Source organism: Kluyvera sp. EC_51 (genome assembly GCF_019584505.1).
GTDB classification, from domain to species: domain Bacteria; phylum Pseudomonadota; class Gammaproteobacteria; order Enterobacterales; family Enterobacteriaceae; genus Kluyvera; species Kluyvera sichuanensis.
This window is the reverse complement of sequence record NZ_VDAG01000029.1, coordinates 69,233-94,378: the sequence shown is the minus strand read 5'-3', so window position 1 is coordinate 94,378 and position 25,146 is coordinate 69,233. Positions and strand designations below refer to the sequence as shown.

At 55.3% G+C, this 25,146-nt stretch carries 26 protein-coding genes and 1 other RNA gene; 19 read left to right on the top strand and 8 right to left on the bottom strand.

The window, feature by feature from the left end; all coding sequences use genetic code 11:
• Window positions 1-24: 24 nt before the first annotated feature.
• The 4 genes from fbaA (at window position 25) to FHC49_RS08460 (ending at window position 3,831) form a co-directional block, all read left to right on the top strand.
• Window positions 25-1,104, top strand: coding sequence for a class II fructose-bisphosphate aldolase (gene fbaA / locus FHC49_RS08475; RefSeq protein ID WP_185669879.1), 1,080 nt, complete (start codon window positions 25-27; stop codon window positions 1,102-1,104).
• 188 nt (window positions 1,105-1,292) lie between these two features.
• The gene (locus FHC49_RS08470; RefSeq protein ID WP_220439518.1) at window positions 1,293-2,150 is read left to right on the top strand and encodes a small-conductance mechanosensitive channel MscS; all 858 of its coding nucleotides are present in this window, start codon (window positions 1,293-1,295) and stop codon (window positions 2,148-2,150) included.
• A gap of 201 nt (window positions 2,151-2,351) precedes the next feature.
• On the top strand, window positions 2,352-2,987 hold the full coding sequence (gene argO / locus FHC49_RS08465) for an arginine exporter ArgO (protein ID WP_220439517.1): 636 nt from the start codon (window positions 2,352-2,354) through the stop codon (window positions 2,985-2,987).
• 85 nt (window positions 2,988-3,072) lie between these two features.
• On the top strand, window positions 3,073-3,831 hold the full coding sequence (locus tag FHC49_RS08460; protein WP_185669876.1) for an oxidative stress defense protein: 759 nt from the start codon (window positions 3,073-3,075) through the stop codon (window positions 3,829-3,831).
• Between the two features lie 65 nt (window positions 3,832-3,896).
• On the opposite strand, the gene argP is transcribed toward FHC49_RS08460, so the two are convergent.
• On the bottom strand, window positions 3,897-4,790 hold the full coding sequence (argP, locus tag FHC49_RS08455) for a DNA-binding transcriptional regulator ArgP (RefSeq protein WP_035896251.1): 894 nt from the start codon (window positions 4,788-4,790) through the stop codon (window positions 3,897-3,899).
• Window positions 4,791-5,003: 213 nt separating this feature from the next.
• Between argP and rpiA the strand changes: the two genes are divergently transcribed.
• The 3 genes from rpiA to FHC49_RS24670 all read left to right on the top strand — a co-directional run bounded on the left by rpiA (window position 5,004) and on the right by FHC49_RS24670 (window position 7,446).
• Window positions 5,004-5,663 (top strand): ribose-5-phosphate isomerase RpiA, encoded by a 660-nt coding sequence (gene rpiA, locus FHC49_RS08450; protein WP_047347933.1) that lies wholly within the window; start codon window positions 5,004-5,006, stop codon window positions 5,661-5,663.
• Between the two features lie 265 nt (window positions 5,664-5,928).
• The gene (gene serA, locus FHC49_RS08445; protein WP_185669875.1) at window positions 5,929-7,161 is read left to right on the top strand and encodes a phosphoglycerate dehydrogenase; all 1,233 of its coding nucleotides are present in this window, start codon (window positions 5,929-5,931) and stop codon (window positions 7,159-7,161) included.
• A gap of 225 nt (window positions 7,162-7,386) precedes the next feature.
• The gene (locus FHC49_RS24670) at window positions 7,387-7,446 is read left to right on the top strand and encodes a type I toxin-antitoxin system Ibs family toxin (RefSeq protein WP_185669884.1); all 60 of its coding nucleotides are present in this window, start codon (window positions 7,387-7,389) and stop codon (window positions 7,444-7,446) included.
• Window positions 7,447-7,537: 91 nt separating this feature from the next.
• Here the strand turns inward: FHC49_RS24670 and FHC49_RS08435 are convergent, their stop codons facing one another.
• The 3 genes from FHC49_RS08435 to zapA all read right to left on the bottom strand — a co-directional run bounded on the left by FHC49_RS08435 (window position 7,538) and on the right by zapA (window position 8,708).
• Window positions 7,538-8,134, bottom strand: a complete 597-nt coding sequence (locus FHC49_RS08435; protein ID WP_220439516.1) for a 5-formyltetrahydrofolate cyclo-ligase — start codon at window positions 8,132-8,134, stop codon at window positions 7,538-7,540.
• Window positions 8,135-8,153: 19 nt separating this feature from the next.
• Window positions 8,154-8,337: non-coding RNA, 6S RNA (ssrS, locus tag FHC49_RS08430), on the bottom strand.
• Window positions 8,338-8,378: 41 nt separating this feature from the next.
• Window positions 8,379-8,708, bottom strand: coding sequence for a cell division protein ZapA (gene zapA, locus FHC49_RS08425; RefSeq protein ID WP_185669873.1), 330 nt, complete (start codon window positions 8,706-8,708; stop codon window positions 8,379-8,381).
• A 158-nt stretch (window positions 8,709-8,866) separates the two neighbouring features.
• Here zapA and FHC49_RS08420 point away from each other — a divergent pair, with 158 nt between their 5' ends.
• From FHC49_RS08420 to FHC49_RS08385, 8 genes are all read left to right on the top strand, one after another.
• Window positions 8,867-9,445 (top strand): YecA family protein, encoded by a 579-nt coding sequence (locus tag FHC49_RS08420; protein WP_185669872.1) that lies wholly within the window; start codon window positions 8,867-8,869, stop codon window positions 9,443-9,445.
• A gap of 69 nt (window positions 9,446-9,514) precedes the next feature.
• The gene (pepP, locus tag FHC49_RS08415) at window positions 9,515-10,831 is read left to right on the top strand and encodes a Xaa-Pro aminopeptidase (protein WP_185669871.1); all 1,317 of its coding nucleotides are present in this window, start codon (window positions 9,515-9,517) and stop codon (window positions 10,829-10,831) included.
• Window positions 10,828-12,006, top strand: coding sequence for a 2-octaprenyl-6-methoxyphenyl hydroxylase (ubiH, locus tag FHC49_RS08410; protein WP_220439515.1), 1,179 nt, complete (start codon window positions 10,828-10,830; stop codon window positions 12,004-12,006). The genes pepP and ubiH overlap by 4 nt, the downstream gene beginning before the upstream one ends.
• A gap of 21 nt (window positions 12,007-12,027) precedes the next feature.
• Window positions 12,028-13,230, top strand: coding sequence for an FAD-dependent 2-octaprenylphenol hydroxylase (ubiI, locus tag FHC49_RS08405; RefSeq protein ID WP_220439514.1), 1,203 nt, complete (start codon window positions 12,028-12,030; stop codon window positions 13,228-13,230).
• Between the two features lie 392 nt (window positions 13,231-13,622).
• Complete coding sequence (gcvT, locus tag FHC49_RS08400; RefSeq protein ID WP_185669883.1) at window positions 13,623-14,717, top strand: glycine cleavage system aminomethyltransferase GcvT; 1,095 nt, start codon at window positions 13,623-13,625, stop codon at window positions 14,715-14,717.
• Between the two features lie 26 nt (window positions 14,718-14,743).
• Window positions 14,744-15,133, top strand: coding sequence for a glycine cleavage system protein GcvH (gcvH, locus tag FHC49_RS08395; protein ID WP_220439513.1), 390 nt, complete (start codon window positions 14,744-14,746; stop codon window positions 15,131-15,133).
• 217 nt (window positions 15,134-15,350) lie between these two features.
• Window positions 15,351-18,224 (top strand): aminomethyl-transferring glycine dehydrogenase, encoded by a 2,874-nt coding sequence (gene gcvP, locus FHC49_RS08390; RefSeq protein ID WP_220439512.1) that lies wholly within the window; start codon window positions 15,351-15,353, stop codon window positions 18,222-18,224.
• A gap of 60 nt (window positions 18,225-18,284) precedes the next feature.
• Entirely contained in the window at window positions 18,285-19,028 is a 744-nt protein-coding gene (locus FHC49_RS08385; RefSeq protein WP_220439511.1) for an SDR family oxidoreductase, read from the top strand.
• 107 nt (window positions 19,029-19,135) lie between these two features.
• Here the strand turns inward: FHC49_RS08385 and bglA are convergent, their stop codons facing one another.
• Window positions 19,136-20,569 (bottom strand): 6-phospho-beta-glucosidase BglA, encoded by a 1,434-nt coding sequence (gene bglA / locus FHC49_RS08380; protein WP_185669866.1) that lies wholly within the window; start codon window positions 20,567-20,569, stop codon window positions 19,136-19,138.
• 120 nt (window positions 20,570-20,689) lie between these two features.
• Window positions 20,690-21,418 (bottom strand): MurR/RpiR family transcriptional regulator, encoded by a 729-nt coding sequence (locus FHC49_RS08375; protein WP_185669882.1) that lies wholly within the window; start codon window positions 21,416-21,418, stop codon window positions 20,690-20,692.
• Between the two features lie 51 nt (window positions 21,419-21,469).
• Between FHC49_RS08375 and yqfB the strand changes: the two genes are divergently transcribed.
• Window positions 21,470-21,784: a N(4)-acetylcytidine aminohydrolase gene (gene yqfB, locus FHC49_RS08370; RefSeq protein ID WP_220439510.1), complete on the top strand. Its 315-nt coding sequence runs from the start codon at window positions 21,470-21,472 to the stop codon at window positions 21,782-21,784.
• 158 nt (window positions 21,785-21,942) lie between these two features.
• A complete protein-coding gene (locus FHC49_RS08365; protein WP_220439509.1) occupies window positions 21,943-22,605 on the top strand; it encodes a hemolysin III family protein in 663 nt (220 codons plus the stop codon).
• Between the two features lie 77 nt (window positions 22,606-22,682).
• Here the strand turns inward: FHC49_RS08365 and ygfZ are convergent, their stop codons facing one another.
• A complete protein-coding gene (gene ygfZ / locus FHC49_RS08360) occupies window positions 22,683-23,666 on the bottom strand; it encodes a tRNA-modifying protein YgfZ (RefSeq protein ID WP_185669863.1) in 984 nt (327 codons plus the stop codon).
• Window positions 23,667-23,913: 247 nt separating this feature from the next.
• Between ygfZ and sdhE the strand changes: the two genes are divergently transcribed.
• Both sdhE and FHC49_RS08350 read left to right on the top strand, forming a co-directional pair.
• Entirely contained in the window at window positions 23,914-24,180 is a 267-nt protein-coding gene (sdhE, locus tag FHC49_RS08355) for an FAD assembly factor SdhE (protein ID WP_185669862.1), read from the top strand.
• Window positions 24,161-24,577, top strand: coding sequence for a protein YgfX (locus FHC49_RS08350; protein WP_185669861.1), 417 nt, complete (start codon window positions 24,161-24,163; stop codon window positions 24,575-24,577). Before sdhE ends, FHC49_RS08350 begins: the two co-directional genes overlap by 20 nt.
• Here FHC49_RS08350 and fldB read toward each other — a convergent pair.
• Window positions 24,574-25,095 carry a flavodoxin FldB gene (gene fldB, locus FHC49_RS08345; protein WP_185669860.1) on the bottom strand — a complete coding sequence of 174 codons (522 nt, stop codon included), beginning with the start codon at window positions 25,093-25,095 and terminating at the stop codon, window positions 24,574-24,576. The two genes, FHC49_RS08350 and fldB, sit on opposite strands and share 4 nt — an antisense overlap.
• Between the last annotated feature and the right edge of the window lie 51 nt (window positions 25,096-25,146).

Sequence of the window (25,146 nt, the reverse complement as noted above, 5' to 3'; positions counted from 1 at the left end):
GCCGAAGATACAGGACTACGTAACATGTCTAAAATTTTTGATTTCGTAAAACCAGGTGTTATCACCGGTGATGACGTACAGAAAGTTTTCCAGGTAGCAAAAGAAAACAACTTCGCTCTGCCAGCAGTTAACTGCGTTGGTACTGACTCCATCAACGCCGTTCTGGAAACCGCTGCAAAAGTTAAAGCACCGGTTATCGTTCAGTTCTCCAACGGTGGCGCTGCGTTCATCGCAGGTAAAGGCGTGAAAACTGACGTTCCTCAGGGCGCTGCAATCCTGGGTGCTATCTCCGGTGCACACCACGTACACCAGATGGCTGAACACTACGGTGTTCCAGTAATCCTGCACACTGACCACTGCGCTAAGAAACTGCTGCCGTGGATCGACGGTCTGCTGGACGCGGGTGAAAAGCACTTCGCGGCTACCGGTAAACCACTGTTCTCTTCCCACATGATCGACCTGTCCGAAGAGTCCCTGCACGAAAACATCGAAATCTGCTCTAAATACCTGGCGCGCATGTCCAAAATGGGCATGACTCTGGAAATCGAACTGGGTTGCACCGGTGGTGAAGAAGACGGCGTGGACAACAGCCACATGGACGCTTCTGCACTGTACACTCAGCCAGAAGACGTTGATTACGCTTACACCGAACTGAGCAAAATCAGCCCACGTTTCACCATCGCAGCTTCCTTCGGTAACGTACACGGTGTGTACAAACCAGGTAACGTGGTTCTGACCCCAACTATCCTGCGTGATTCTCAGGAATACGTTTCTAAGAAACACAACCTGCCGCACAACAGCCTGAACTTCGTCTTCCACGGTGGTTCCGGTTCTTCTGCTCAGGAAATCAAAGACTCCGTAAGCTACGGCGTAGTGAAAATGAACATCGATACCGACACCCAATGGGCAACCTGGGACGGTATCCTGCAGTACTACAAAACCAACGAAGCTTACCTGCAGGGCCAGCTGGGCAACCCGAAAGGCGAAGACCAGCCGAACAAGAAATACTACGATCCACGCGTATGGCTGCGTGCAGCTCAGGCGTCCATGATCGCTCGTCTGGAACAGGCTTTCACTGAACTGAACGCGAAAGACGTTCTGTAAGATAAACCTGATTCTTGACCAAAGCCCGCTGCATAGCGGGCTTTTTTATTGCCTTTTCAATATGATGGGCTGGTATGAAAGTGTGACCGGCTTGGCAAAATACTGATTTTTTGTTTACCCTTTATACCTGCCTGTACTTTTACGGGTCGTTTTTAGTTTCCCATCCGGGTATCCATAAGGAATATTGAATGGAAGATTTAAACGTTGTCGATAGCATAAATGACGCTGGCTCCTGGCTGGTGCGCAACCAGGAATTACTGCTGAGCTATGCCGTCAATATCGTCGCGGCGATTGCGATCCTTATCGTCGGGATGATTGTGGCGAGGATTGTCTCTGGCACCGTCAACCGCCTGATGCTGGCGCGTAAAATTGATGCCACCGTAGCGGACTTTCTCTCCGCGCTGGTACGCTATGCGATTATCGCCTTTACGCTGATTGCCGCGCTGGGCCGTGTCGGTGTGCAGACCGCCTCAGTGATTGCCGTACTGGGTGCCGCCGGTTTAGCCGTAGGTCTGGCGCTGCAGGGCTCGCTCTCCAACCTGGCTGCTGGCGTACTGCTGGTGATGTTCCGTCCGTTCCGCGCGGGTGAATACGTTGATCTCGGCGGCGTTGCCGGTACCGTGCTCAGCGTGCAGATTTTCTCGACCACCATGCGTACCGTTGACGGTAAAATTATCGTGATTCCGAACGGTAAAATTATTGCGGGCAATATTATCAACTTCTCCCGTGAGCCTGCGCGCCGTAATGAGTTCATTATTGGCGTCTCTTACGATGCGGATATTGATAAGGTTAAGCAGATCCTGACCCGCATTCTTGAAGCGGACAACCGCATTCTCAAAGACCGCGATATTACCGTGCGCTTAAATGAACTGGCGCCGTCGTCAGTGAATTTTGTCGTACGTGCCTGGAGCCTCAGCGGCGACCTGCAAAACGTCTACTGGGACGTGCTGGAGCAAATTAAGCGTGAGTTCGATGCCAACGGCATTAGCTTTCCTTACCCGCAGCTAGACGTGCATATGAAGCCGGGGAATGCTGCTAAGCAGTAATCGCTTCCATGCGGTAATAAAGCCGGGCTGATGCCCGGCTTTTTTTATGGACGGCGTAAACGTCTTATCCTGCCTATATTGGTACGCATAGCTTAAAAAATTATTAGTTAAATTTATTACTGATTAAAAATATCAATTTCCGCTAATGATTTTATCGCGTTATAGTCAGCGCCATTCCTGAACTATCTGAAGAAAACTATCGTGATATCTTACTATTTTCAAGGTCTTATGCTCGGTGCTGCGATGATCCTGCCGTTGGGGCCGCAAAATGCTTTCGTCATGAACCAGGGGATCCGTCGTCAATATCACCTGATGATCGCCTTACTTTGCGCCGTTAGCGATCTGCTGTTGATCTGCGCTGGGATCTTTGGCGGTAGCGCGCTGCTGACGGCTTCGCCATGGCTGCTGGCGCTAGTGACCTGGGGCGGCGTCGCGTTCCTGCTGTGGTATGGCTTTGGGGCGCTGAAAACCGCGATGGGCAGTAATATCGAACTGGCGACTGCCGAAGTGATGAAGCAGGGACGTTGGAAAATTATCGCCACCATGTTAGCGGTGACCTGGCTTAACCCACACGTCTATCTGGATACCTTTGTGGTGCTGGGAAGCCTCGGTGGCCAGCTGGCAGAGGAACCAAAACGCTGGTTTGCGCTGGGCACGGTTAGCGCCTCTTTCCTGTGGTTCTTCGCGTTAGCGCTGCTGGCAGCCTGGCTTGCTCCACGTTTACGTACCGCCAAAGCACAGCGTATTATTAATCTCGTTGTCGGCGTAGTGATGTGGTTTATTGCATTTCAGCTGGCAAAAGAGGGCGTCGGGCATCTGCATGCGTTGCTGAACTAGGTCTCATCTGATGGACTTTCCCCTGGCAACGGCTAAGCTTGCAGGCAAGACCCCGTTGTCGGGTGATAACCAAGGAGATACAACAGTGAAGTTTAAAGTGATGGCTCTGGCTGCAGTAGTTGGGTTTAGCGCAATGGCGGTACAGGCAAATGAATTGCCGGACAGCCCACATATCGTGACATCGGGTACGGCGAGCGTGGATGCGGTTCCGGATATCGCGACGCTTGCCATTGAAGTCAACATAGCTGCCAAGGATGCCGCGAGCGCGAAAAAACAGGCCGACCAGCGCGTCGCGCAATATCTCTCCTTCCTCGAGCAAAACGGCGTAGCGAAAAAAGACATCAGCTCCGCGAACCTGCGTACTCAGCCAGATTATGACTACCAGAACGGTAAAAGCGTGCTGAAAGGCTATCGTGCGGTGCGTACCGTAGAGGTGACGCTGCGTCAGTTGGATAAGCTGAACTCGTTGCTGGATGGTGCGCTGAAAGCAGGGCTGAACGAAATCCGTTCTGTGTCGCTGGGCGTGGCACAGCCGGATGCCTATAAAGATAAAGCGCGTAAAGCGGCAATTGAAGATGCGATTCATCAGGCGCAATCTCTGGCGGCGGGCTTCCATAGCAAATTGGGGCCGGTATATAGCGTACGTTACCACGTCTCTAACTATCAGCCGAGCCCGATGGTGCGGATGATGAAGGCGGATGCGGCACCGGTTTCCGCGCAGGAAACTTACGAGCAGGCGACCATCCAGTTTGATGATCAGGTGGATGTGGTGTTCCAGCTCCAGCCTGAGCAGGCTGCGACTCCTGCGGCTCCAGCCGCAGCTCCAGCGCCTGCTGCTAAATAACGGGTAGGGTGCAGGGGGCGGCGGTGCTTGCCCGCTCCCTGTATCCGCTCAATAAAGGAAAAAGCTTAATCCTGACGCAGCACCTTATGCCCATAAGCCAGCAATGCATCCGTTACCTTCCGCATCATTCGACTCTCCGGCGCAAACCGGTGCCAGTAAAGCATCCGACGCTGGAACAGCCCAGGCGTCAAGTCAATCAGTTCCCCGCTTGCCAGCTCTTTCTCTATCTGCAAATGCGGGATCATACAGCAGGTCGTCCCCTGACGGGCCAGCTGCACAAACGCTTCTGACGAGTTCACGATATGGCACGGTACGCTACCCGGCGGCAGATCGAAGTTTTGCTGCAAAAAGGCCTGGTGCATATCGTCCAGATGATCGAAGGCCACGGCCGGCGCTTTCAGCAGCGCAGAGCGGGTTACTCCGTTAGGAAAATAGCGCTCGGCAAATGCTTTTGACCCGACAAATAGATAGTCGAGTGCCCCGAGCTGATCGACCAGACAGCTTGGCAGCGCCTGTGGTTGAATACTCACCGCGCCAACCACTTCACCACGGCGCAAACGCTCCTGGGTCCGGGTTTCATCTTCTACCTGCAAATTCAAACGAATAGGGGAGTTGGCCAACACGTCAGCAAGCGCTGGCAGCAGCCAGGTTGCCAGACTGTCGGCATTGACTGCTAGAGACAGCAGCAGCGGTGTGGAGCCGGTTTGCTCATCGCCAAGCCACTCCTCTTCCAGCAGCTCAACCTGACGCAGCAGCGCCAGCAGTTTCTGCCCCTGTTCCGTTGGGCGCGGCGGCACGGTTCGCACCAGCAACGGCTGACCGAACATGTTCTCCAGCTGCTTAATGCGCTGGGAAACGGCGGACTGAGTGATGCACAGTTTCTGCGCGGCGCGCTCAAACCCACGTTCCCTGATAACGGCATCCAGCGCCTGTAGTGTTCTGTAGTCCGGACGTTTCATTGCTCTGAGGTACTCCCCTATAGGTGTTATCTGCACTATGACATAAATTTACCCGATATACAGACGAAAATGGTTTGCAGTTTACTGTGATAGAGGTCACGTGTTGGGCATCTGCTTTATCGCACCCGGCCTGAGGTTTCCCGGCTGCTCGAATTGTTCCAGGGTTATGTTCTATAATGCGCGGCAGTTGATGACACCACAGGCGAAACGATCATGACGCAGGATGAACTGAAAAAAGCAGTAGGCTGGGCAGCACTTCAATACGTACAGCCGGGTACGATTGTTGGTGTGGGCACGGGGTCTACTGCGGCGCACTTTATTGACGCGCTGGGCACGATGAAAGGACAAATCGAAGGGGCGGTATCAAGCTCAGATGCCTCTACCGAGAAGCTGAAAAGCCTCGGCATTACCGTTTTCGATCTGAACGAAGTCGACCGTTTAGGCATCTACGTGGACGGTGCAGATGAGATCAACGGCCACATGCAGATGATCAAAGGCGGCGGTGCAGCGCTGACGCGCGAAAAAATCATTGCCTCCGTTGCGGACAAATTTATCTGTATCGCTGATGCTTCCAAGCAGGTTGATATCCTGGGTAACTTCCCGCTGCCGGTTGAAGTGATCCCAATGGCTCGCAGCGCTGTGGCGCGTGAGCTGGTAAAACTGGGCGGTCGTCCAGAGTACCGTCAGGGCGTCGTGACCGATAACGGCAACGTGATCCTTGATGTGCACGGCCTGGAAATTCTCGATGCTATCGCACTGGAAAACGCGATTAACGGCATTCCAGGTGTGGTCACCGTGGGTCTGTTCGCGAACCGTGGCGCGGATGTCGCGCTGATTGGTACCGCCGACGGCGTGAAAACCATCGTGAAATGATCTGGCCGGGGGGAAAATACAATTTCCCCCATTTTTTTTATGTGGGCTAAATTCGGTGACTTGTGTCACATTTTTGCGTCACACATTATTAACATCCCACGTTTATCTTTCCACTTAGCATTTTATGCTGGCATTTCCCGCTGCATGACATTTCCTCATCACCCCGACGCAAACGTTCATATTGCCGCAATAATTTTTTTTGATATGTTGCTTAGGTGAACTTTCGTTCACCACAACATGAGTAAAACAAAGACAGGACGGGGAAATGGCTAAGGTATCACTGGAAAAAGAGAAAATTAAATTTCTGCTGGTTGAAGGCGTGCACCAGAAGGCGGTGGATAGTCTGCGCGCGGCAGGCTACACCAATATCGAGTTTCACAAGGGTGCGCTGGATAGCGAACAGCTGAAAGAGTCGATCCGTGATGCCCATTTCATCGGCCTGCGTTCCCGTACTCACCTGACGGAAGAGGTTTTTGCTGCTGCAGAGAAGCTGGTGGCGGTGGGCTGCTTCTGTATCGGTACCAACCAGGTTGACCTGGTAGCGGCGGCCAAACGCGGCGTTCCTGTATTTAACGCGCCATTCTCTAACACCCGCTCCGTGGCGGAACTGGTGATCGGTGAACTGCTGCTGCTGCTTCGCGGTATCCCGGAAGCGAACGCCAAAGCGCACCGTGGCGTATGGAACAAACTGGCGGCGGGCTCTTATGAAGCGCGCGGCAAAAAGCTGGGTATTATTGGCTACGGCCACATCGGCACCCAACTCGGCATTCTGGCGGAATCGCTGGGGATGCACGTTTTCTTCTACGATATTGAAAACAAGCTACCGCTAGGTAACGCCACCCAGGTACAGCATCTTTCTGACCTGCTGAACATGAGCGACGTGGTCAGCCTGCACGTGCCAGAAAATGCGTCAACCAAGAACATGATGGGCGCAGAAGAACTGGCGCTGATGAAACCAGGCGCGCTGCTGATTAACGCCTCACGCGGCACGGTTGTTGAAATTCCTGCGCTGTGCGATGCGCTGGCGCGTAAGCACCTGGCCGGGGCGGCTATCGACGTCTTCCCAACCGAACCTGCTACCAACAGCGAGCCGTTCACCTCGCCGCTGTGTGAGTTCGACAACGTTATCCTGACGCCGCACATCGGCGGTTCTACCCAGGAAGCGCAGGAGAACATCGGCCTGGAAGTGGCTGGCAAACTGATTAAGTACTCCGATAACGGCTCTACGCTCTCCGCGGTCAACTTCCCGGAAGTGTCGCTGCCGCTGCACGGCGGTCGTCGTCTGCTGCACATCCACGAAAACCGTCCTGGCGTGCTGACAGCGCTCAACCAAATCTTCGCCGAGCAGGGCGTGAACATTGCCGCACAGTACCTGCAAACCACACCGCAGATGGGTTATGTGGTTATCGATATTGAAGCGGAAGAAGATGTGGCGGAGAAAGCGCTGCTGAGCATGAAGGCGATTCCGGGCACCGTCCGCGCGCGTCTGCTGTACTAATCTTTATCCATTCTCTCCAGACGGGCAGACCAAAGGTCAGCCCGTTTTTGTTTTCTGTTTCCGTACTGCAACTCATACATGGCATTGACGAGCCTCACCGCAAACGGTGATTAAAGGTTCTGCTGCGCATTGTGTGTGGGGAAAAGGATTTTACGATAGGGGTTCAGCATAGGGCTGAAACGGAAAAGCCCCTACCGAAGCAGGGGCTCTAAAAGGAAAGGGATAATGATGAGACTCGTCATCATACTGCTGATTTTGTTAATCATCGCTTGGCCAGCCTATTAACAAGATTTACGCAGGAGGGAGGTTCGCCTCTCTCACCCTTTACCGAGGAATCTAGGTCAAAAAAGAATCGATGTCAATCGGCAGAAAATGCTTACCACTGCCACACCTTCGACGGTGTGACTACGGCCGGTAGAGGAATATCCCACTCTTCAACCGGCAGACCATCGACCAACTGACAGTCGTGCGCATAGCCGACGGGCTGAATATCGTGCTGCTGCCAGTTTTGCAGCGTACGGTCGTAAAAGCCTCCGCCCATGCCCAGCCGTTGGCCCAGTTTATCAAAGGCAACCAGCGGCGTTATCAACACGTCGAGATTCGCCAGCGGCAGCACATCGCGCACATCAAGCTTCGGTTCGCGGATTTTCAGGCGGTTCGTCACCAGTTCGCTGTGCGGATGGTAATGCAGAAACAGCAGATTCCCAGGACTAAACGGGTGTAATACGGGCAGGTAGACGCGCTTACCGGCTTGCCAGAGCTGTTCAATCAGGGGGTGGGTATCAAGCTCACCGTCAAAGGATAAGAACAGCGCGACGGTTTTTGCCATCACCACGGGAGGCCAGGCCATCATGCGGTCTGCGGCTTGCTCGCCGTAAAGCGTTTGTTGCTGGGGCGTGAGCGCACGACGACGTTGCCGGATTAGCTGGCGAATGTGCTGTCGGGAATTTTGTTGCTCAGATGGATGCGTCATAAGACCGGTAGGTAGAAGGGGAATCTCCGAGATGCCGCCGCAGGCTGTAACCCTTGAACCCTTGGTTCAAGGTGAATGCGTCGTCACAGTTTTAAGGCTTCTCGGACGGACCGAGCATGCTCACCAACCGTGGAGCGCCACATTCTTGTGGTATGAAATATCGGCTCAGGGGACTGGCCCGCTTGCGAACATCTCAGAGAAATTTTGTCTTCACAGTCACTCTACCATAGTAAACTGCAAAGTGTTATTCAAACTTTGGGGCTGACTTATCGGATATGCGACCCTGGTCAAGCAATGCCTGTTCAATGGTCTGTTGCAGCATCCGAATGCGCTGTTCCATGCTGGAAGCATAGTCGCGCGTCTTTGCCCTTTCCTGAGTTAACTCATAGCTGATATTCAACGCGGCGATGAAAACCAGCTGCTCAGTATTTGTGACTCTAGTGCGTTCTTTCAGATCTTGCAACCGCTGATTCAGATCGTCCGCTGCCTGATTCAAAGCATCTCTTTGTTCAGGCGGGCAATTCACTCGCAGTGAACGGCCAAAAATTTGGATATCGACGGGTTGTGCAGACATGTCACCTTCCTGCTGATTGACTGCGCTTCCTTCACTCTCAGGATGTGAAGGGGCGACACTATAGCTACCCTGGTATGAAGATACAAGCCCTTTTCTGGTATCTCCAGGGTCCAAAGTGGTAGCATATCATGAATTCCACCCAACAATGACGAATGCGCATGTCTATACAGAACGAAATGCCGGGTTACACCGTGATGAACCAGCTGTTAAACCAACAAGGGGTAGGCCTGACGCCTGCAGAAATGCACGGTCTGCTGAGTGGATTGCTCTGCGGCGGAAACAAGGACAGCTCCTGGCAGCCGCTGGTTCACGACCTGACCAACGAAGGTCTGGCGTTTGGTCACGAGCTTGCCGAGTCGCTGCGTTCCATGCATGCGGCAACCAGCGATGCGCTGGAAGACGACGGCTTCCTTTTTCAGCTTTATCTGCCTGAAGGAGACGATGTCAGCGTGTTCGACCGCGCCGATGCGCTCTCCGGCTGGGTGAACCATTTCCTGCTCGGTCTGGGCATGGTACAGCCAAAACTGGATAAAGTGAGAGATGAAACCGGCGAAGCCATTGACGATCTTCGAAATATTGCGCAACTTGGCTATGAAGAAGATGAAGATCAGGAAGAACTGGAAATGTCGCTGGAAGAAATTATCGAATACGTTCGCGTAGCGGCGCTGCTGTGCCACGATACTTTCACCCACCCGCAGCCGACCGCGCCTGAAGTGCAAAAGCCAACATTACACTAATCACAACGCCCGCTCCGCTTGCTGCGCAAGGCCGGTAAACGGAGCGCTAAGGGATTGAAAGGAGATGTCATGACACAGCAAGCGTTTCTCCGCCGCCGCCAGGCATTACTGGCGCAAATGAAACCAGGCAGCGCGGCGCTGATTTTTGCCGCGCCAGAGGTGACTCGCAGCGCGGATTCTGAGTATCCCTATCGCCAGAATAGCGATTTCTGGTACTTCACCGGCTTTAACGAGCCTGAAGCCTTGCTGGTGCTGATTAAAAGCGATGACACTCACAACCACAGCGTGCTCTTCAACCGCGTTCGTGACCTGACGGCTGAAATTTGGTTTGGCCGTCGTCTGGGCCAGGACGCCGCACCGGAAAAACTGGGCGTTGACCGCGCGCTGGCGTTCAGCGAAATCAATCAACAGCTGTTCCAGTTGCTGAACGGCCTGGACGTTATCTACCACGCGCAGGGCGAATACGCTTTTGCTGATGACATCGTCTTCACCGCGCTGGATAAACTGCGTAAAGGGTCGCGCCAGAATCTCACTGCGCCGGACGCGATGATCGACTGGCGTCCGATGGTGCATGAAATGCGCCTGTTCAAAGACAGTGAAGAGATTGACATCCTGCGTCGCGCGGGCGAAATTTCTGCGCTGGCCCATACTCGCGCGATGGAAAAATGCCGTCCGGGGATGTTTGAATATCAGCTGGAAGGGGAGATTCTTCACGAATTCTCTCGCCACGGCGCGCGTTACCCGTCCTACAACACCATTGTCGGCGGCGGCGAAAACGGCTGCATCCTGCACTACACCGAGAACGAATCAGAGCTGCGCGATGGCGAGCTGGTGCTGATTGACGCGGGCTGCGAATATAAAGGCTACGCGGGCGATATCACCCGTACTTTCCCGGTGAACGGCAAATTTACCCCGGCACAGCGCGCTATCTACGACATCGTGCTCGCCTCGCTGTACAAATCCCTCGAGTTGTATCGCCCTGGCACCTCCATTCAGGAAGTGACCGGTGAAGTGGTGCGCATCATGGTGACCGGCCTGCACGGTCTGGGGATCCTCAAAGGGGAAATTGATCAGCTGATTACTGACAACGCCCACCGCCCGTACTTTATGCATGGCCTGAGCCACTGGCTGGGGCTGGATGTGCATGACGTTGGCGTCTACGGCGCCGACCGTTCCCGCGTGCTTGAGCCGGGGATGGTGCTGACCGTTGAGCCGGGCCTGTACATCGCGCCAGACGCGGACGTGCCGGCGGAATATCGCGGTATTGGTATTCGTATTGAAGACGATATTCTCATTACCGAAGACGGTAACGAGAACCTCACCGCGAGCGTCGTGAAGGATGCTGATGCCATTGAAGCGTTGATGGCAGCGGCACGTCAGCTATGAGCGTGATTATTGTCGGCGGCGGCATGACCGGCGCCACGCTGGCGCTGGCTATTTCGCAGCTGACGGCGGGCCGCCTTCCGGTGCACCTGATAGAGGCGGCGGATATTCACGCCGCCGAACATCCAGGCTTTGATGGGCGGGCGATTGCGCTGGCCGCTGGTACCTGCCAACAGCTGGCGAAGATTAACCTGTGGCAGGCGATTGCCGACTGTGCGACGCCGATTACCACCGTTCACGTCAGCGACCGCGGCCATGCCGGTTTTGTCACCCTTGATGCTCAGGATTATCGTCTCTCTGCACTCGGCAATGTGGTGGAACTGCACGATGTGGGTCAGCGCCTGTTTGGCCTGCTGCGCCATGCGCGCGGCGTCACGCTGCATTGTCCATCACGGGTATCGCTGGTTGAACGTCAGGCTGATGGTGTAAGCGTGACGCTGGATAACGGTGAAACGCTGCACGGCAAACTGCTGGTTGCCGCCGACGGTTCGCGCTCCACGCTCGGCGAGCAGTGCGGTATTGCCTGGCAGCAGGAGCCGTATAATCAGGTGGCGGTGATTGCCAACGTCTCCACCGCCGTGGCGCATCAGGGGCGGGCGTTTGAACGCTTTACCGAGCATGGCCCTATCGCCATGCTGCCAATGTCTCAGAACCGCTGTTCGCTGGTGTGGTGCCATCCGCTGGCGCGTCATGACGATGTGCTCAACTGGTCAGACGCTGAGTTTTGCCGTGAGCTACAGAAAGCGTTCGGTTGGCGTTTAGGCCGAATTACCCACGCTGGCGCGCGCAGCGTGTATCCGTTATCGCTGACCACCGCAACCCGGACGGTATCGCACCGCCTGGCGCTGGTGGGCAACGCGGCGCAGACGCTGCATCCGATTGCCGGACAAGGTTTTAACCTCGGCATGCGCGATGTCATGACGCTGGCGGAACATCTGGCAGGCGCGCACGAGGCCAATCAGGATATCGGCGACTACTCGCTGCTGTGCCATTACCAGCGCCAGCGCGCGGAAGATAAAGCCGCCACGATTGGCGTAACCGACGGGCTGGTGCATCTGTTCGCCAACCGTTGGGCTCCGCTGGTAGTCGGGCGCAACGTGGGCCTGATGACGATGGAATTATTTACCCCTGCACGCGATGTGCTGGCACAGCGGACGCTGGGCTGGGTCGCCCGCTAATCAGCAGTTTAAGGAGTTAATGTGCAAAGTGTTGATGTTGCCATCGTAGGCGGTGGAATGGTTGGGCTGGCGGTAGCCTGCGGTTTACAGGGCAGCGGCCTGCGGGTTGCCGTGCTGGAACAGTCGCTACCGCAGGCGCTTGCCGCCGATGCGCCACCTGCGCTACGCGTCTCCGCCATCAATGCGGGCAGCGAAAAGTTGCTCACAAAGCTGGACGTCTGGTCGGCCATTACCGCCCAGCGCGCCAGTTGCTACCACGGCATGGAAGTGTGGGATAAAGACAGCTTTGGTCGTATTACGTTTGATGACCGCAGCATGGGTTACAGCCATCTCGGCCATATCGTTGAAAACGCGGTGATTCACCACGCGTTGTGGCAGAAAGCCGAGCGCAGTTCCGACGTCACGCTGATGGCACCCGCTGAACTGCAGCAGGTGGTCTGGGGTGAGAATGAAGCGTTTCTGACGCTGAAAGACGGCAATATGCTGACCGCGCGTCTGGTCGTGGGGGCGGACGGCGCTAACTCCTGGCTGCGCAGCAAAGCGGATATTCCGCTGACCTTCTGGGACTATCGCCATCACGCGCTGGTGGCGACCGTTCGCACCGAAGAGCCGCACGAGGCGGTGGCGCGCCAAAGTTTCCATGGTGAAGGTATTCTGGCCTTCCTGCCGCTCTCCGATCCGCATCTTTGTTCGATTGTCTGGTCGCTGTCGCCGCAGGAAGCGGAACGGATGCAGCAGGCCGATGACGCTGAATTTAACCAGAAGCTGAATATCGCCTTTGATAATCGCCTGGGGTTGTGCAAGGTGGAGAGCGAACGTCAGGTATACCCGTTGACCGGGCGCTATGCACGTCAGTTTGCCGCCCATCGTCTGGCGCTGGTCGGCGATGCAGCGCACACCATCCATCCTTTGGCCGGGCAGGGGGTGAACCTGGGCTTTATGGACGCCGCCGAGCTGATTGAAGAGCTGCGTCGTCTGCATACGCAGGGCAAAGACATCGGCCAGCATTTCTATCTGCGTCGCTACGAGCGCAGCCGTAAGCACAGTGCCGCGCTGATGCTGGCAGGGATGCAGGGCTTCCGCGAGCTGTTTGCTGGCGAAAATCCGGCGAAAAAACTGCTGCGCGATCTCGGTCTTGCGTTGGCTGATACGCTACCCGGCGTGAAGCCGCAGCTAATTCGTCAGGCAATGGGCCTGAACGACCTGCCAGAGTGGCTTCGTTAAGTCGCTCACACTTTTACTCCCGGTGGTTCTACCGGGAGTCTCCTCTCTCATTTGAAAAATTCTAATTTCACGCCGTTTTTCGCATTAGTTTTATTAATCCATGCATTTTCATGTTACGGAAAAAGCGCCCTGTTTTACGCATAAAATATTATCTTATGCTGAATTGTTAACCATTGTTGTTAATAAAATGGGGTGTATTTCGCTTTTTTGCAGTCAATTCCTCTGTATGCTTTTTCGCGGCTTTTGGTCATAAGCTAATGTGATGTCCCCTTTTTCAGGATGGTTTACCACGATGTTCGGTGGTAAGTTCAGGGAAAAGAGAACGTTTGCGTCGGTGCCCAGATGGGCGTCGGCGTTTGGTTTTGTGGTGCGATATATTCAACGAGGACATGATGGCTCAACAAACGCCTTTGTATGACCAGCACGTGTTATGTGGCGCGCGTATGGTGGATTTCCACGGCTGGATGATGCCGCTGCACTATGGCTCACAGATTGATGAGCACCACGCGGTGCGTACCGATGCCGGGATGTTCGATGTGTCGCACATGACCATCGTCGATCTCCACGGGCCGCGGACCCGAGAGTTTCTACGCTATCTGCTGGCAAACGACGTTGCCAAGCTCACCAAGCCCGGCAAGGCGCTCTACAGCGGTATGCTAAATGCATCGGGCGGCGTGATTGATGACCTGATCGTTTACTACCTTACCGAAGATTATTTCCGCCTCGTCGTTAACTCCGCCACCCGCGAAAAAGACCTCTCCTGGATTACCCAACACGCTGAACCTTATGCCATCGACATCACCGTCCGTGATGACCTGTCGCTGATTGCCGTACAGGGGCCGAACGCGCAGGCGAAAGCCGGCACGCTGTTCACCGATGAACAACGTCACGCTGTGGAAGGCATGAAGCCGTTCTTTGGCGTGCAGGCGGGTGACTTCTTTATCGCCACCACCGGTTACACCGGCGAAGCAGGCTATGAAATTGCCCTGCCAAAAGAGCAGGCCGCCGATTTCTGGCAGAAACTGGTTCAGGCTGGCGTGAAGCCTTGCGGTCTGGGCGCGCGTGATACGTTGCGTCTGGAAGCCGGGATGAATCTCTACGGCCAGGAGATGGACGAAAGCATCTCCCCGCTGGCGGCCAACATGGGCTGGACCATCGCCTGGGAACCGGCCGAACGCAACTTTATCGGTCGCGACGTACTGGAGCTGGAGCGTGAGAAAGGTACTGAGCAGTTGGTCGGCCTGGTGATGACCGAAAAAGGCGTCCTGCGCGGTGAACTGCCGGTGCGCTTTACCGATGCCCGCGGCAACGCGTGCGAAGGTGTGATCACCAGCGGGACTTTCTCGCCAACCTTAGGCCATAGTATTGCGCTGGCTCGCGTCCCGGCTGGGATTGGCGAGATGGCGATCGTGCAGATCCGCAACCGCGAGATGCCGGTCAAAGTGACAAAACCTATTTTTGTGCGTAACGGCAAGGCCGTCGCGTAAGCCCTTTTTATTCTGGAGATTTTTTGATGAGCAACGTACCAGCAGAACTGAAATACAGCAAAAAACACGAATGGCTGCGCAAAGAAGCGGACGGTAGCTACACCGTTGGTATCACCGAGCACGCACAGGAATTACTGGGTGACATGGTCTTCGTTGACCTGCCGGAAGTTGGCGCGACCGTTAGCGCGGGCGACGACTGCGCCGTGGCGGAGTCCGTTAAAGCGGCTTCCGATATCTATGCACCGATCAGCGGCGAAATCGTTGCCGTGAACGACGAACTGGGCGACTCGCCGGAGCTGGTGAACAGCGAACCGTACGCGGGCGGCTGGATCTTTAAGATCAAAGCCAGCGACGAAGCGGAAGTTGCCGCGCTGCTGGATGCGACTGCATACGAAGCCCTGTTAGAAGACGAATAAATACGCTTCATACTTCGCGCTGCAGGCGCGTTGGCTGCGTTCGTTCAGCCCAGTCACGTACTTATGTACGCTCCTGGGCATTCACTTACTTGCCGCCTTCCTGCAACGCGAATTATTTTGCGTATTCGGCGTAGTTTGTAGGCCCGGTAAGCGAAGTGCCACCGGGCAGGTCAGTTAGACAATTACGATTCACCGCACGTTTCAGGAACCATCGCTCATGACACAGACTTTAAGCCAGCTTGAAAACCGTGGCGCGTTTATTGAACGTCACATCGGGCCGGATGCCCAGCAGCAGCAAGAGATGCTCAAAACAGTTGGCGCGGATTCATTAAACGCACTGATTGCGCAGATCGTGCCGAAAGATATCCAGCTTGCTACGCCGCCACAGGTTGGCGAGGCCACCACCGAGTTTGCCGCGCTGGCGGAGCTGAAGGTGATTGCCGGTCGCAACAAGCGCTTTAAGTCATACATTGGCATGGGTTACACCCCGGTACAGCTGCCGCCGGTTATCCAGCGCAACATGCTGGAAAACCCGGGCTGGTACACCGCGTACACCCCGTATCAGCCAGAAGTTTCTCAGGGTCGTCTGGAAGCGCTGCTCAACTTCCAGCAGGTGACGCTGGATCTGACCGGTCTCGATATGGCCTCCGCCTCTCTGCTGGACGAAGCCACCGCAGCCGCTGAAGCGATGGCGATGGCCAAGCGCGTGAGCAAACTGAAGAACGCCAACCGTTTCTTCGTTGCCGCTGACGTGCATCCGCAGACTCTGGACGTCGTCCGTACCCGTGCGGAAACCTTCGGTTTTGACGTGATTGTCGACGACGCTGGCAAAGCACTGGAGCATCAGGACGTCTTCGGCGTGCTGCTGCAGCAGGTCGGGACCACCGGTGAAGTTCATGACTACAGCCAGCTGATTGCTGAACTGAAATCTCGTAAAGTCGTCGTCAGCGTTGCTGGCGATTTCATGGCGCTGGTGCTGTTAACCGCACCGGGCAAGCAGGGCGCGGATATTGTCTTCGGCTCTGCGCAGCGTTTCGGCGTACCGATGGGCTACGGCGGCCCGCACGCGGCATTCTTTGCCGCAAAAGATGAATTCAAACGCGCCATGCCTGGCCGTATTATCGGCGTATCGAAAGATGCCGCTGGCAATACCGCGCTGCGCATGGCGATGCAGACCCGCGAGCAGCACATTCGCCGCGAGAAAGCGAACTCCAACATCTGTACCTCGCAGGTACTGCTGGCTAACATTGCCAGCCTGTACGCGGTCTTCCATGGCCCGGTTGGTCTGAAGCGTATTGCGAACCGCATTCACCGTCTGACCGATATTCTGGCAGCCGGTCTGCAGCAGAAAGGGCAGAAGCTGCGCCATGCGCACTACTTCGACACCCTGTGCGTGGAAGTGGCGGATAAAGCCGCCGTACTGGCGCGCGCTCAGGCTGCGGAAATCAACCTGCGCAGCGATATCCTCAACGCGGTCGGCGTGACCCTGAACGAAACCACCACCCGTGAAGACGTGCTGGCGCTGTTTAGCGTGATTCTGGGCGACAACCACGGTCTGGACATCGACGCGCTGGATAAAGACGTGGCGCTCGACAGCCGCTCTATCCCGCAGGCGATGCTGCGCGACGACGCCATCCTGAGCCATCCGGTGTTTAACCGCTATCACAGCGAAACCGAAATGATGCGCTACATGCACTCGCTGGAGCGTAAAGATCTGGCGCTGAACCAGGCGATGATCCCGCTGGGTTCCTGCACCATGAAGCTCAACGCTGCGGCGGAAATGATCCCTATCACCTGGCCGGAATTTGCTGAACTGCACCCGTTCTGCCCGGTTGATCAGGCGGAAGGCTACCATCAGATGATCGGTCAGCTCTCCGAGTGGCTGGTGAAACTGACCGGCTATGACGCGCTCTGCATGCAGCCGAACTCTGGCGCACAGGGTGAATATGCGGGCCTGCTGGCGATTCGTCACTACCACGAAAGCCGCAACGACGGTCATCGTGATATCTGTCTGATCCCGAGCTCAGCACACGGTACCAACCCAGCTTCCGCGCAGATGGCGGGGATGCAGGTGGTGGTGGTGGCCTGCGATAAGAACGGCAACATCGATCTGGCGGATCTGCGCGCGAAAGCGGAGCAGCATGCGGACAACCTTTCCTGCATCATGGTGACCTACCCGTCCACCCACGGCGTGTACGAAGAGACTATCCGTGAAGTGTGCGAAATTGTTCACCAGTTCGGCGGCCAGGTGTACCTCGACGGCGCAAACATGAACGCCCAGGTTGGTATTACTTCCCCAGGTTTCATCGGCGCGGACGTTTCGCACCTCAACCTGCATAAAACCTTCTGCATTCCACACGGCGGCGGCGGCCCAGGTATGGGTCCTATCGGCGTGAAGTCACACCTGGCGCCGTTTGTTCCGGGCCATAGCGTGGTGCACATTGAAGGCATGCTGACCCGTCAGGGCGCGGTTTCCGCAGCACCGTTCGGCAGCGCTTCCATTCTGCCAATCAGCTGGATGTACATCCGCATGATGGGCGCAGAAGGGCTGAAGCAGGCAAGTCAGGTGGCGATCCTCAATGCTAACTACATTGCGACTCGCCTGAAAGATGCCTATCCGGTGCTCTACACCGGCCGTGACGGTCATGTGGCGCACGAATGTATTCTGGATATTCGTCCGCTGAAAGAAGAGACCGGCATCAGCGAGCTGGATATTGCCAAGCGCCTGATTGACTATGGTTTCCACGCGCCAACCATGTCCTTCCCGGTGGCCGGTACCCTGATGGTTGAGCCAACGGAATCCGAAGGCAAAGCCGAGCTGGACCGCTTTATTGACGCGATGCTGGCGATCCGCAGCGAAATCGACCGCGTGAAAGCGGGTGAATGGACGCTTGAAGACAACCCGCTGGTTAACTCCCCGCACACCCAGAATGAGCTGGTGGCGGAGTGGAACCACGGCTATAGCCGCGAAATCGCCGTCTTCCCGGCAGGCATGGCGAACAAATACTGGCCGACGGTGAAACGCCTCGACGACGTTTACGGCGACCGTAACCTGTTCTGCTCCTGCGTGCCGATGAGCGAATATCAGTAATGCTCTGATTAGGCTATCTTTTAAAGGCGCTTCGGCGCCTTTATTTTTTGGGGGATGCGAATGGCAATGGCATTAGTGACCGGCGCAAGCCGGGGGATTGGGCGGGCGACGGCGTTACAGCTGGCGCAGGAAGGCTATACGGTGGCGGTGAACTATCACCGCAACGAAGCCGCCGCCAACGACGTGGTAAACACGATTATTTCGCAGGGCGGCAAGGCCTTTGCCGTTCAGGCGGATATTGGCGATGAAGCGCAGGTGGAAGCGATGTTTGCCCGCCTCGACCAGCAGGATGAACCGCTAACGGCGCTGGTCAACAACGCGGGCGTGCTGTTCACCCAAAGCCGCGTAGAGGCGTTAACCGCCGAGCGTATCAACCGGGTATTGACCACCAACGTGACCGGCTATTTTCTCTGCTGCCGGGAAGCAGTAAAGCGGATGGCGATACCGCACGACGGGCAGGGCGGCGCGATTGTCAACGTCTCCTCGGCGGCGGCGCGTCTGGGCTCGCCGGGCGAATACGTGGACTATGCCGCCTCGAAAGGGGCGATTGATACGCTGACCACCGGGCTGTCGCTGGAAGTGGCGGCACAGGGTATTCGGGTGAACGGCGTCAGGCCTGGGTTTATCTATACCGAGATGCATGCCGACGGCGGGGAGCCGGGGCGCGTTGATCGGGTGAAGTCCGTGCTGCCGATGCAGCGTGGCGGCCAGCCGGAAGAGGTGGCGCAGGCGATTGTCTGGCTACTGAGCGAGAAGGCGTCGTATGTGACGGGGAGTTTTATTGAGTTGGCGGGTGGGAAGTAGTGTGGTGTATGCCCCTCACCCTAACCCTCTCCCCGTGGGGAAGAGGGGACCGACCGGTTTTCTCCCTCGCCCCTTTGGGGAGAGGGCCGGGGTGAGAGGAAACAGACTTACAAACTCTCGCCGTTGCTAGCAATCACCGCTTTATACCACTCAAAACTCTTCTTACGTGAACGCGACATATCACCCGTGCCGTCGTCGTGCTTGTTCACATAGATAAAGCCATAGCGCTTACTGTACTGGCCGGTGGTGAACGACACGCAGTCGATGCAGCCCCACGGCGTATAGCCCATCAGATCCACGCCATCATAGGTGACCGCTTTCATCATCTCTTCAACGTGTGCGCGCAAATAATCAATGCGGTAGTCGTCGTTAATGCTGCCGTCGGCTTCGACTTTGTCGTACGCGCCAAAGCCGTTTTCCACGATAAACAGCGGCTTCTGGTAGCGTTCGTACAGCTCGCACAGCGAGTAGCGCAGGCCAACCGGGTCAATCTGCCAGCCCCAGTCTGACGCTTTCACGTGTGGGTTCGGTACGCTGCCTTCAAAGCCGGAGATCGCGTCACCGCTGCCGCCCTCCGCCTTCACGGCGTTGGTCATGTAGTAGCTGAAGCCGAGGTAGTCGCAGGTGCCTTCACGCAGAATTGCCTCGTCGCCCGCTTCCATCTTGATATTGAAGCCACGACGTTCCCACTCGTTCAGCACATAGCTCGGGTAGTAGCCGCGCAGCTGCACGTCGGTAAAGACGTAGCGTTCGCGCATCGACTCCTGGGCGAACATGACGTCTTCCGGTTTGCAGGAGAACGGATAGAGCGCCACCATCGCCAGCATGCAGCCGACTTTCATCTCAGGGTTGATACGGCGAGCGGCTTTCACCGCCAGGGCACTGGCCACGAACTGGTGGTGCAGCACCTGGTACATGGTTTCTTCAGGGTTTTCATGCTCGGTGTAAACCACGCCAGAGCAGCAGTAGCCAAACAGCGGTGCGCGCCAGTTACGCTGGTTGTTGATTTCGTTGAAGGTCATCCAGTATTTGACCTTATTCTTGTAGCGCTCAAAGACGACTTCCGAGAAGCGAACAAAGAAATCAACGACTTTGCGGTTGGTCCAGCCGCCGTACTCCTGCACCAGGTGCAGCGGCATTTCGAAGTGGGAGAGGGTAATCACCGGCTCGATGTTGTACTTCAGCAGTTCATCGAACATGTCATCGTAGAATTTCAGCCCTTCTTCATTTGGCTGCGTTTCGTCACCTTTCGGGAAAATGCGGGTCCAGGCGATAGAGGTACGGAAGCACTTGAAGCCCATCTCGGCGAACAGTTTGATGTCTTCTTTGTAGTGGCCGTGGAAGTCGATGGCTTCGTGGTTCGGGTAGTATTTTCCCGGTTCGACCTGCTGGGTAATTTCACGCGGTACGCCGTGGGCACCGCCGGTTAGCACGTCACAGATGCTGGGGCCTTTGCCGCCTTTATTCCAGCCGCCTTCAACCTGGTGGGCAGCAACCGCGCCACCCCATAAAAAGTCTTTCGGTAAGGTCAGTTTTTTCATCGTTGCTATGCTCAGTTATTGGGCTTAATAAATCTGAGTCTAACAAAGAGATAATAAATGTCACGATATAACAAATCCCACTTCAGGGAATATGTTACATCGAAAAAACACCCTGTATTTTTATGCTAATTTCTTCGCCAGTTTACGGCCTAACGATTCCAGAATATAGATAACCGGGATCTGCGTTGTAATATCGTAAACGCCGGCAATACGGGTTTGCGGTACATGCCAGGAGAGGTTGAAGTCGGCAAGCTTTGCCAGGCGTGAGTGTTCGTGGCTGGTGATGGACATAACCTTGCAGCGATGCAGGCTGAACTGCCCGGCAAAGCGTAGGATCTCTTCGGTTTCTCCCGATACCGAAAGCACGATCGCCAACGCATTTTTCGCCATGTCATTGGTGACCGGGAAATAAGGGTCGTCAATATGGTTACTGAATTTACCAATATTTGAGAAAAAGCGTGCGCCATATTTTGCCAGCGAGCCGGAAGTTCCTGCACCGACAAAAATAATACGTTCGGAAGAGAGAATAATATCCACCGCGTCATCCAGCAGTTTATCAAACTCGTCGTTATTAACGCTTTTGAAAAAGCTGATAATTTCGCTGGCACCAAAATTGGCTTGCTGCGGTTCATCCTGCTCTAAATATAATTTGAAGCGTACGCGGAACTCCGAGTAACCTTCGCAGTTGAGCTTTTTACAAAAGCGCATCACCGTGGTGGTGGAGACACCCGCCGCGTCGGCCAGTTCACGGATGGTCATGTACATCACCGTGTCGCGATTTTTAATGACGTAGTGATAGACCATCATCTCAAGATTATTGAGGCTGGCAACGGCGGCGTGGGAGAACATGCTCACGGTGATGGATACTCGTAAAAATAATGACCTGATAGGAATGATAACATGCAGCCAAACGACATTACCTTTTTTCAGCGCTTTCAGGATGACATTCTCGCTGGACGCAAAACGATCACCCTGCGCGATGCCGCAGAGTCACACTTTAAGGTTGGGGACGTGCTGCGCGTTGGCCGCTATGAAGATGATGGTTACTTCTGCACCATCCGCGTGGTGGCAACCTCTACCGTCACGATGGATACGTTGAGCGAGCGCCATGCAGAACAGGAAAACATGAGTCTGCCGGAGCTGAAAAAGGTGATTGCGGATATCTATCCGGGCGAGAACCTGTTTTATGTTATTGAATTTCAATGTGTTGAATAAAAACGTGTACACCTGTTAGCTGAATGGATTTGTTAACTCACTGATTATTTTGAGTTTATAAAAATTCATTTTTTTATTTTAGCTTACATGTGTTCACTGGAACCATTCTCAGTTACGCTAGGGTGTTTGCTTAATTTGTCGTTCGCCCGGAGCGCGTAATGGATAAGAAACCACTCATCAAGCAGGGATATTCTCTGGCAGAGGAAATTGCCAATAGCATCAGCCACGGCGTTGGCTTTGTCCTGGGGATTGTCGGGCTGGTTTTACTGCTGGTTCAGGCCGTTGACGCTAACGCCAACGCCACAGCGATCACCAGCTACAGCCTGTACGGCGGCAGCATGATCCTGCTGTTTCTGGTCTCCACGCTGTATCACGCCATTCCGTCACAGCGGGCCAAGGTGTGGCTGAAAAAATTCGACCACTGCGCTATCTACCTGCTGATTGCCGGCACCTATACGCCATTCCTGCTGGTGGGGCTGGACTCGCCGCTGGCGAAAGGGCTGATGATTGTTATCTGGAGCCTGGCGCTGCTGGGGATCCTGTTTAAGCTGACCATTGCGCACCGCTTTAAAGTTCTGTCGCTGGTGACCTATTTGACGATGGGTTGGCTGTCGCTGATTGTGGTCTATCAACTGGCGGTGAAGCTGGCGATTGGCGGCGTGACGCTGCTGGCGGTCGGCGGGGTGGTTTATTCGCTGGGGGTGATTTTCTACGTCTGTAAGCGCATTCCCTACAACCATGCTATCTGGCATGCGTTTGTGCTGGGCGGTAGCGCCTGTCATTTTCTGGCCATTTATCTGTACGTGGGGCAACACGCATAGATTCGGTGCAACCCCGGCGGCGCTGCGCTTGGCCGGGCTACGGTTGATCGGTAGCCCGGGCGAGGCACGAAACTCAACTACTCTTCGTCTAACGAATACGGCAGCGGCTTAATGCTCAACGTATTGGCATCGTCGCGCACGCGGAACACGCTATCGGCTTCCATATCGTTGTTCATCACGACCTGCACCAGTATCTGACCATCTTCCAGCTGTACGGCGGCCAGCACGGTGCCGGTACGTCGCCAGTTGTCACCCATCTTGAGCTCAAGGTCTTCACCGGCTTCCGGTACGCGAGCGGCTTTGCCTGCCAGCGTCCATAGCGCGCGTTTGTTGGCCCCGCGGAATTTGGCGCGAGCGACCATCTCCTGCCCGGTATAGCACCCTTTTTTGAAGCTGATGCCGCCCAGCGCCTGCAGGTTAGTTGCCTGCGGAATAAACTGCGCGCTGTTTGCTTCATCAATCACCGGCAGACCGGCTTCGATATCCAGCGCCAGCCACTGCTGGCTGTTGTTAAGCTGGGCTTCGCCGCGCAGGGCTTCGGTGATGCGTTCAGCGGTTGCGGTATCGGTCACCAGCAGGAAACGTTCTTCCGGATGGGCAAACCACAGCAGGGAAGTTTCACCTTCCTGCAGGCACGGTTTCTCGGCGTTTGGCAGTTCCGCGAACAGGTTAGCCAGCGCGGCGCGGGCCTGGAAACCGGCCACGCCCAGCAGCACCGCGTCATCGTTTGGCGCAATCACCACCTTCGAGAAGACGGCGTATTTTTTCAGTTGGGTCAGTTGCGCTTCACGGACGCTGCGGCGCTCAATAAATGCAAAACCATCCTGACGATGGAACAGGCGCAGGTTGCTCCACATTTTGCCTTTCGCATCGCAGTGGGCGACCAGCAGATGCTGATGCTCAGTCAATTGCGCCACGTCTGCCGTTACCTGACCCTGCAGGTATTTTTCACTGTCGGCACCGGTCACGGTCGCCAGCGCCCAATCATCGAGCGTCATCAGCGTCAGCGGTAAGCGGGCAGAGACGCCTGGCTGACGTGGAGGAAACGGAGTAAAAGCCATATTGATGTCCTGAATAGAGTTGCGAACGCACTTATTCACTCATGGTAAAAGAGATGCCTGCCATTGCAAGCGCTTTTGCAGGGCGTTTTGTGCCCTCTGCGCGTTCTGCGAAGCGGCTCGAAAGAAAAATAATCCCTTTCATATTTCAGGGCTTTTTTCGGAATATGACGCGTGAAACGTGATATTCCAGTAAGGTAACGGCAAAAAACACGTTAAACTAGTCACAACGTAATGCTGGAAGGAAATTATGGACATCAATAATAAAGCCCGTATCCACTGGGCATGCCGCCGCGGTATGCGCGAACTCGATATCTCCATCATGCCGTTCTTTGAGCACGAGTACGACACGCTCAGCGATGAAGACAAAGCGGTCTTCATTCGTCTTCTTGAATGCGACGATCCTGACCTCTTCAACTGGCTGATGAACCACGGCAAGCCTGACGACGCTAACCTTGAGCGCATGGTACAACTCATTCAAACACGGAATCGGGAACGTGGTCCTGTGGCAATCTGATTTACGCGTCTCCTGGCGCTCACAGTGGCTCTCTTTATTGCTCCACGGTCTGGTGGCGGCTTTCGTGCTGCTGATGCCGTGGCCGTTGAGTTACACGCCGCTCTGGCTGCTTTTGCTGTCGCTGGTGGTGTTTGACTGCGTACGTAGCCAACGACGCATTCACTCGCATCAGGGGGAGATTAAGCTGTTGATGGACGCAAGGCTGCGCTGGCGCAATCAGGATTACGAACTGCTTGGTACGCCGTGGATGCTGAATTCGGGGATGATGCTACGGATTCGTCGCCTGAATGGTGGCCGTCGTCAGCATCTGTGGCTGGCGGCTGACAGCATGAATCCTGAAGAGTGGCGCGACCTGCGGAGAATTCTTCTGCAGCAGCCCGCGCCCACGAAGCACTAAGAGAACTGCTCGGCCATCTCGCCGAGAATCTGTTCGCACCAGCTCTGAATGCGTTCATCGCTAAGATCGTACTGGTTGGTTTCATCCAGCGCGAGACCGACGAATAGCTGCCCGTCAGCAATCACCGGTTTCGGGCTGGTGAACTCGTAGCCTTCAGTTGGCCAGTAGCCGACAAATTTCACCCCTTTGCTCGCCAGCTTATCGTGCAGCATACCCAGCGCATCGAGGAACCACTCGCCGTAGCCGAGCTGGTCTCCCATGCCGTACAGCGCGATGATTTTACCTTCCAGGTCTAGCGTGTCGAGCTGTTCCCAGACCGCTTCCCAATCTTCCTGAATTTCACCGAAATCCCAGGTTGGAATGCCGAGAATGAGCACCTCATATTGCTCCATCAGGGCGGGGGAATCATCTTTCAGGTTATGTAATGTGACCAGTTCCGGACCGATAATGTCGCGAATTTTTTCCGCTGCCATCTCGGTGTAGCAGGTGCTGGAACCGTAAAAAAGGCCGATATTCATGACGTACTGCTCTCGATTCTTGCGATGATGATGCGCCCAGTGTACCAGAAA

What these genes read in the sequence shown, in the direction of transcription:
- FHC49_RS08385 (WP_220439511.1), top strand. Translation starts at nt 18,285, where the DNA reads ATGGCAATGGCATTAGTGACCGGCGCAAGCCGGGGGATTGGGCGGGCG.
- fldB (WP_185669860.1), bottom strand. Translation starts at nt 25,095, where the DNA reads ATGAATATCGGCCTTTTTTACGGTTCCAGCACCTGCTACACCGAGATG.
- serA (WP_185669875.1), top strand. Translation starts at nt 5,929, where the DNA reads ATGGCTAAGGTATCACTGGAAAAAGAGAAAATTAAATTTCTGCTGGTT.
- fbaA (WP_185669879.1), top strand. Translation starts at nt 25, where the DNA reads ATGTCTAAAATTTTTGATTTCGTAAAACCAGGTGTTATCACCGGTGAT.
- bglA (WP_185669866.1), bottom strand. Translation starts at nt 20,569, where the DNA reads ATGAAAAAACTGACCTTACCGAAAGACTTTTTATGGGGTGGCGCGGTT.
- argP (WP_035896251.1), bottom strand. Translation starts at nt 4,790, where the DNA reads ATGAAACGTCCGGACTACAGAACACTACAGGCGCTGGATGCCGTTATC.
- gcvT (WP_185669883.1), top strand. Translation starts at nt 13,623, where the DNA reads ATGGCTCAACAAACGCCTTTGTATGACCAGCACGTGTTATGTGGCGCG.
- FHC49_RS08470 (WP_220439518.1), top strand. Translation starts at nt 1,293, where the DNA reads ATGGAAGATTTAAACGTTGTCGATAGCATAAATGACGCTGGCTCCTGG.
- FHC49_RS08375 (WP_185669882.1), bottom strand. Translation starts at nt 21,418, where the DNA reads ATGTTCTCCCACGCCGCCGTTGCCAGCCTCAATAATCTTGAGATGATG.
- gcvH (WP_220439513.1), top strand. Translation starts at nt 14,744, where the DNA reads ATGAGCAACGTACCAGCAGAACTGAAATACAGCAAAAAACACGAATGG.
- FHC49_RS08435 (WP_220439516.1), bottom strand. Translation starts at nt 8,134, where the DNA reads ATGACGCATCCATCTGAGCAACAAAATTCCCGACAGCACATTCGCCAG.
- yqfB (WP_220439510.1), top strand. Translation starts at nt 21,470, where the DNA reads ATGCAGCCAAACGACATTACCTTTTTTCAGCGCTTTCAGGATGACATT.
- ygfZ (WP_185669863.1), bottom strand. Translation starts at nt 23,666, where the DNA reads ATGGCTTTTACTCCGTTTCCTCCACGTCAGCCAGGCGTCTCTGCCCGC.
- rpiA (WP_047347933.1), top strand. Translation starts at nt 5,004, where the DNA reads ATGACGCAGGATGAACTGAAAAAAGCAGTAGGCTGGGCAGCACTTCAA.
- zapA (WP_185669873.1), bottom strand. Translation starts at nt 8,708, where the DNA reads ATGTCTGCACAACCCGTCGATATCCAAATTTTTGGCCGTTCACTGCGA.
- sdhE (WP_185669862.1), top strand. Translation starts at nt 23,914, where the DNA reads ATGGACATCAATAATAAAGCCCGTATCCACTGGGCATGCCGCCGCGGT.
- ubiH (WP_220439515.1), top strand. Translation starts at nt 10,828, where the DNA reads ATGAGCGTGATTATTGTCGGCGGCGGCATGACCGGCGCCACGCTGGCG.
- FHC49_RS08365 (WP_220439509.1), top strand. Translation starts at nt 21,943, where the DNA reads ATGGATAAGAAACCACTCATCAAGCAGGGATATTCTCTGGCAGAGGAA.
- pepP (WP_185669871.1), top strand. Translation starts at nt 9,515, where the DNA reads ATGACACAGCAAGCGTTTCTCCGCCGCCGCCAGGCATTACTGGCGCAA.
- gcvP (WP_220439512.1), top strand. Translation starts at nt 15,351, where the DNA reads ATGACACAGACTTTAAGCCAGCTTGAAAACCGTGGCGCGTTTATTGAA.
- FHC49_RS08420 (WP_185669872.1), top strand. Translation starts at nt 8,867, where the DNA reads ATGTCTATACAGAACGAAATGCCGGGTTACACCGTGATGAACCAGCTG.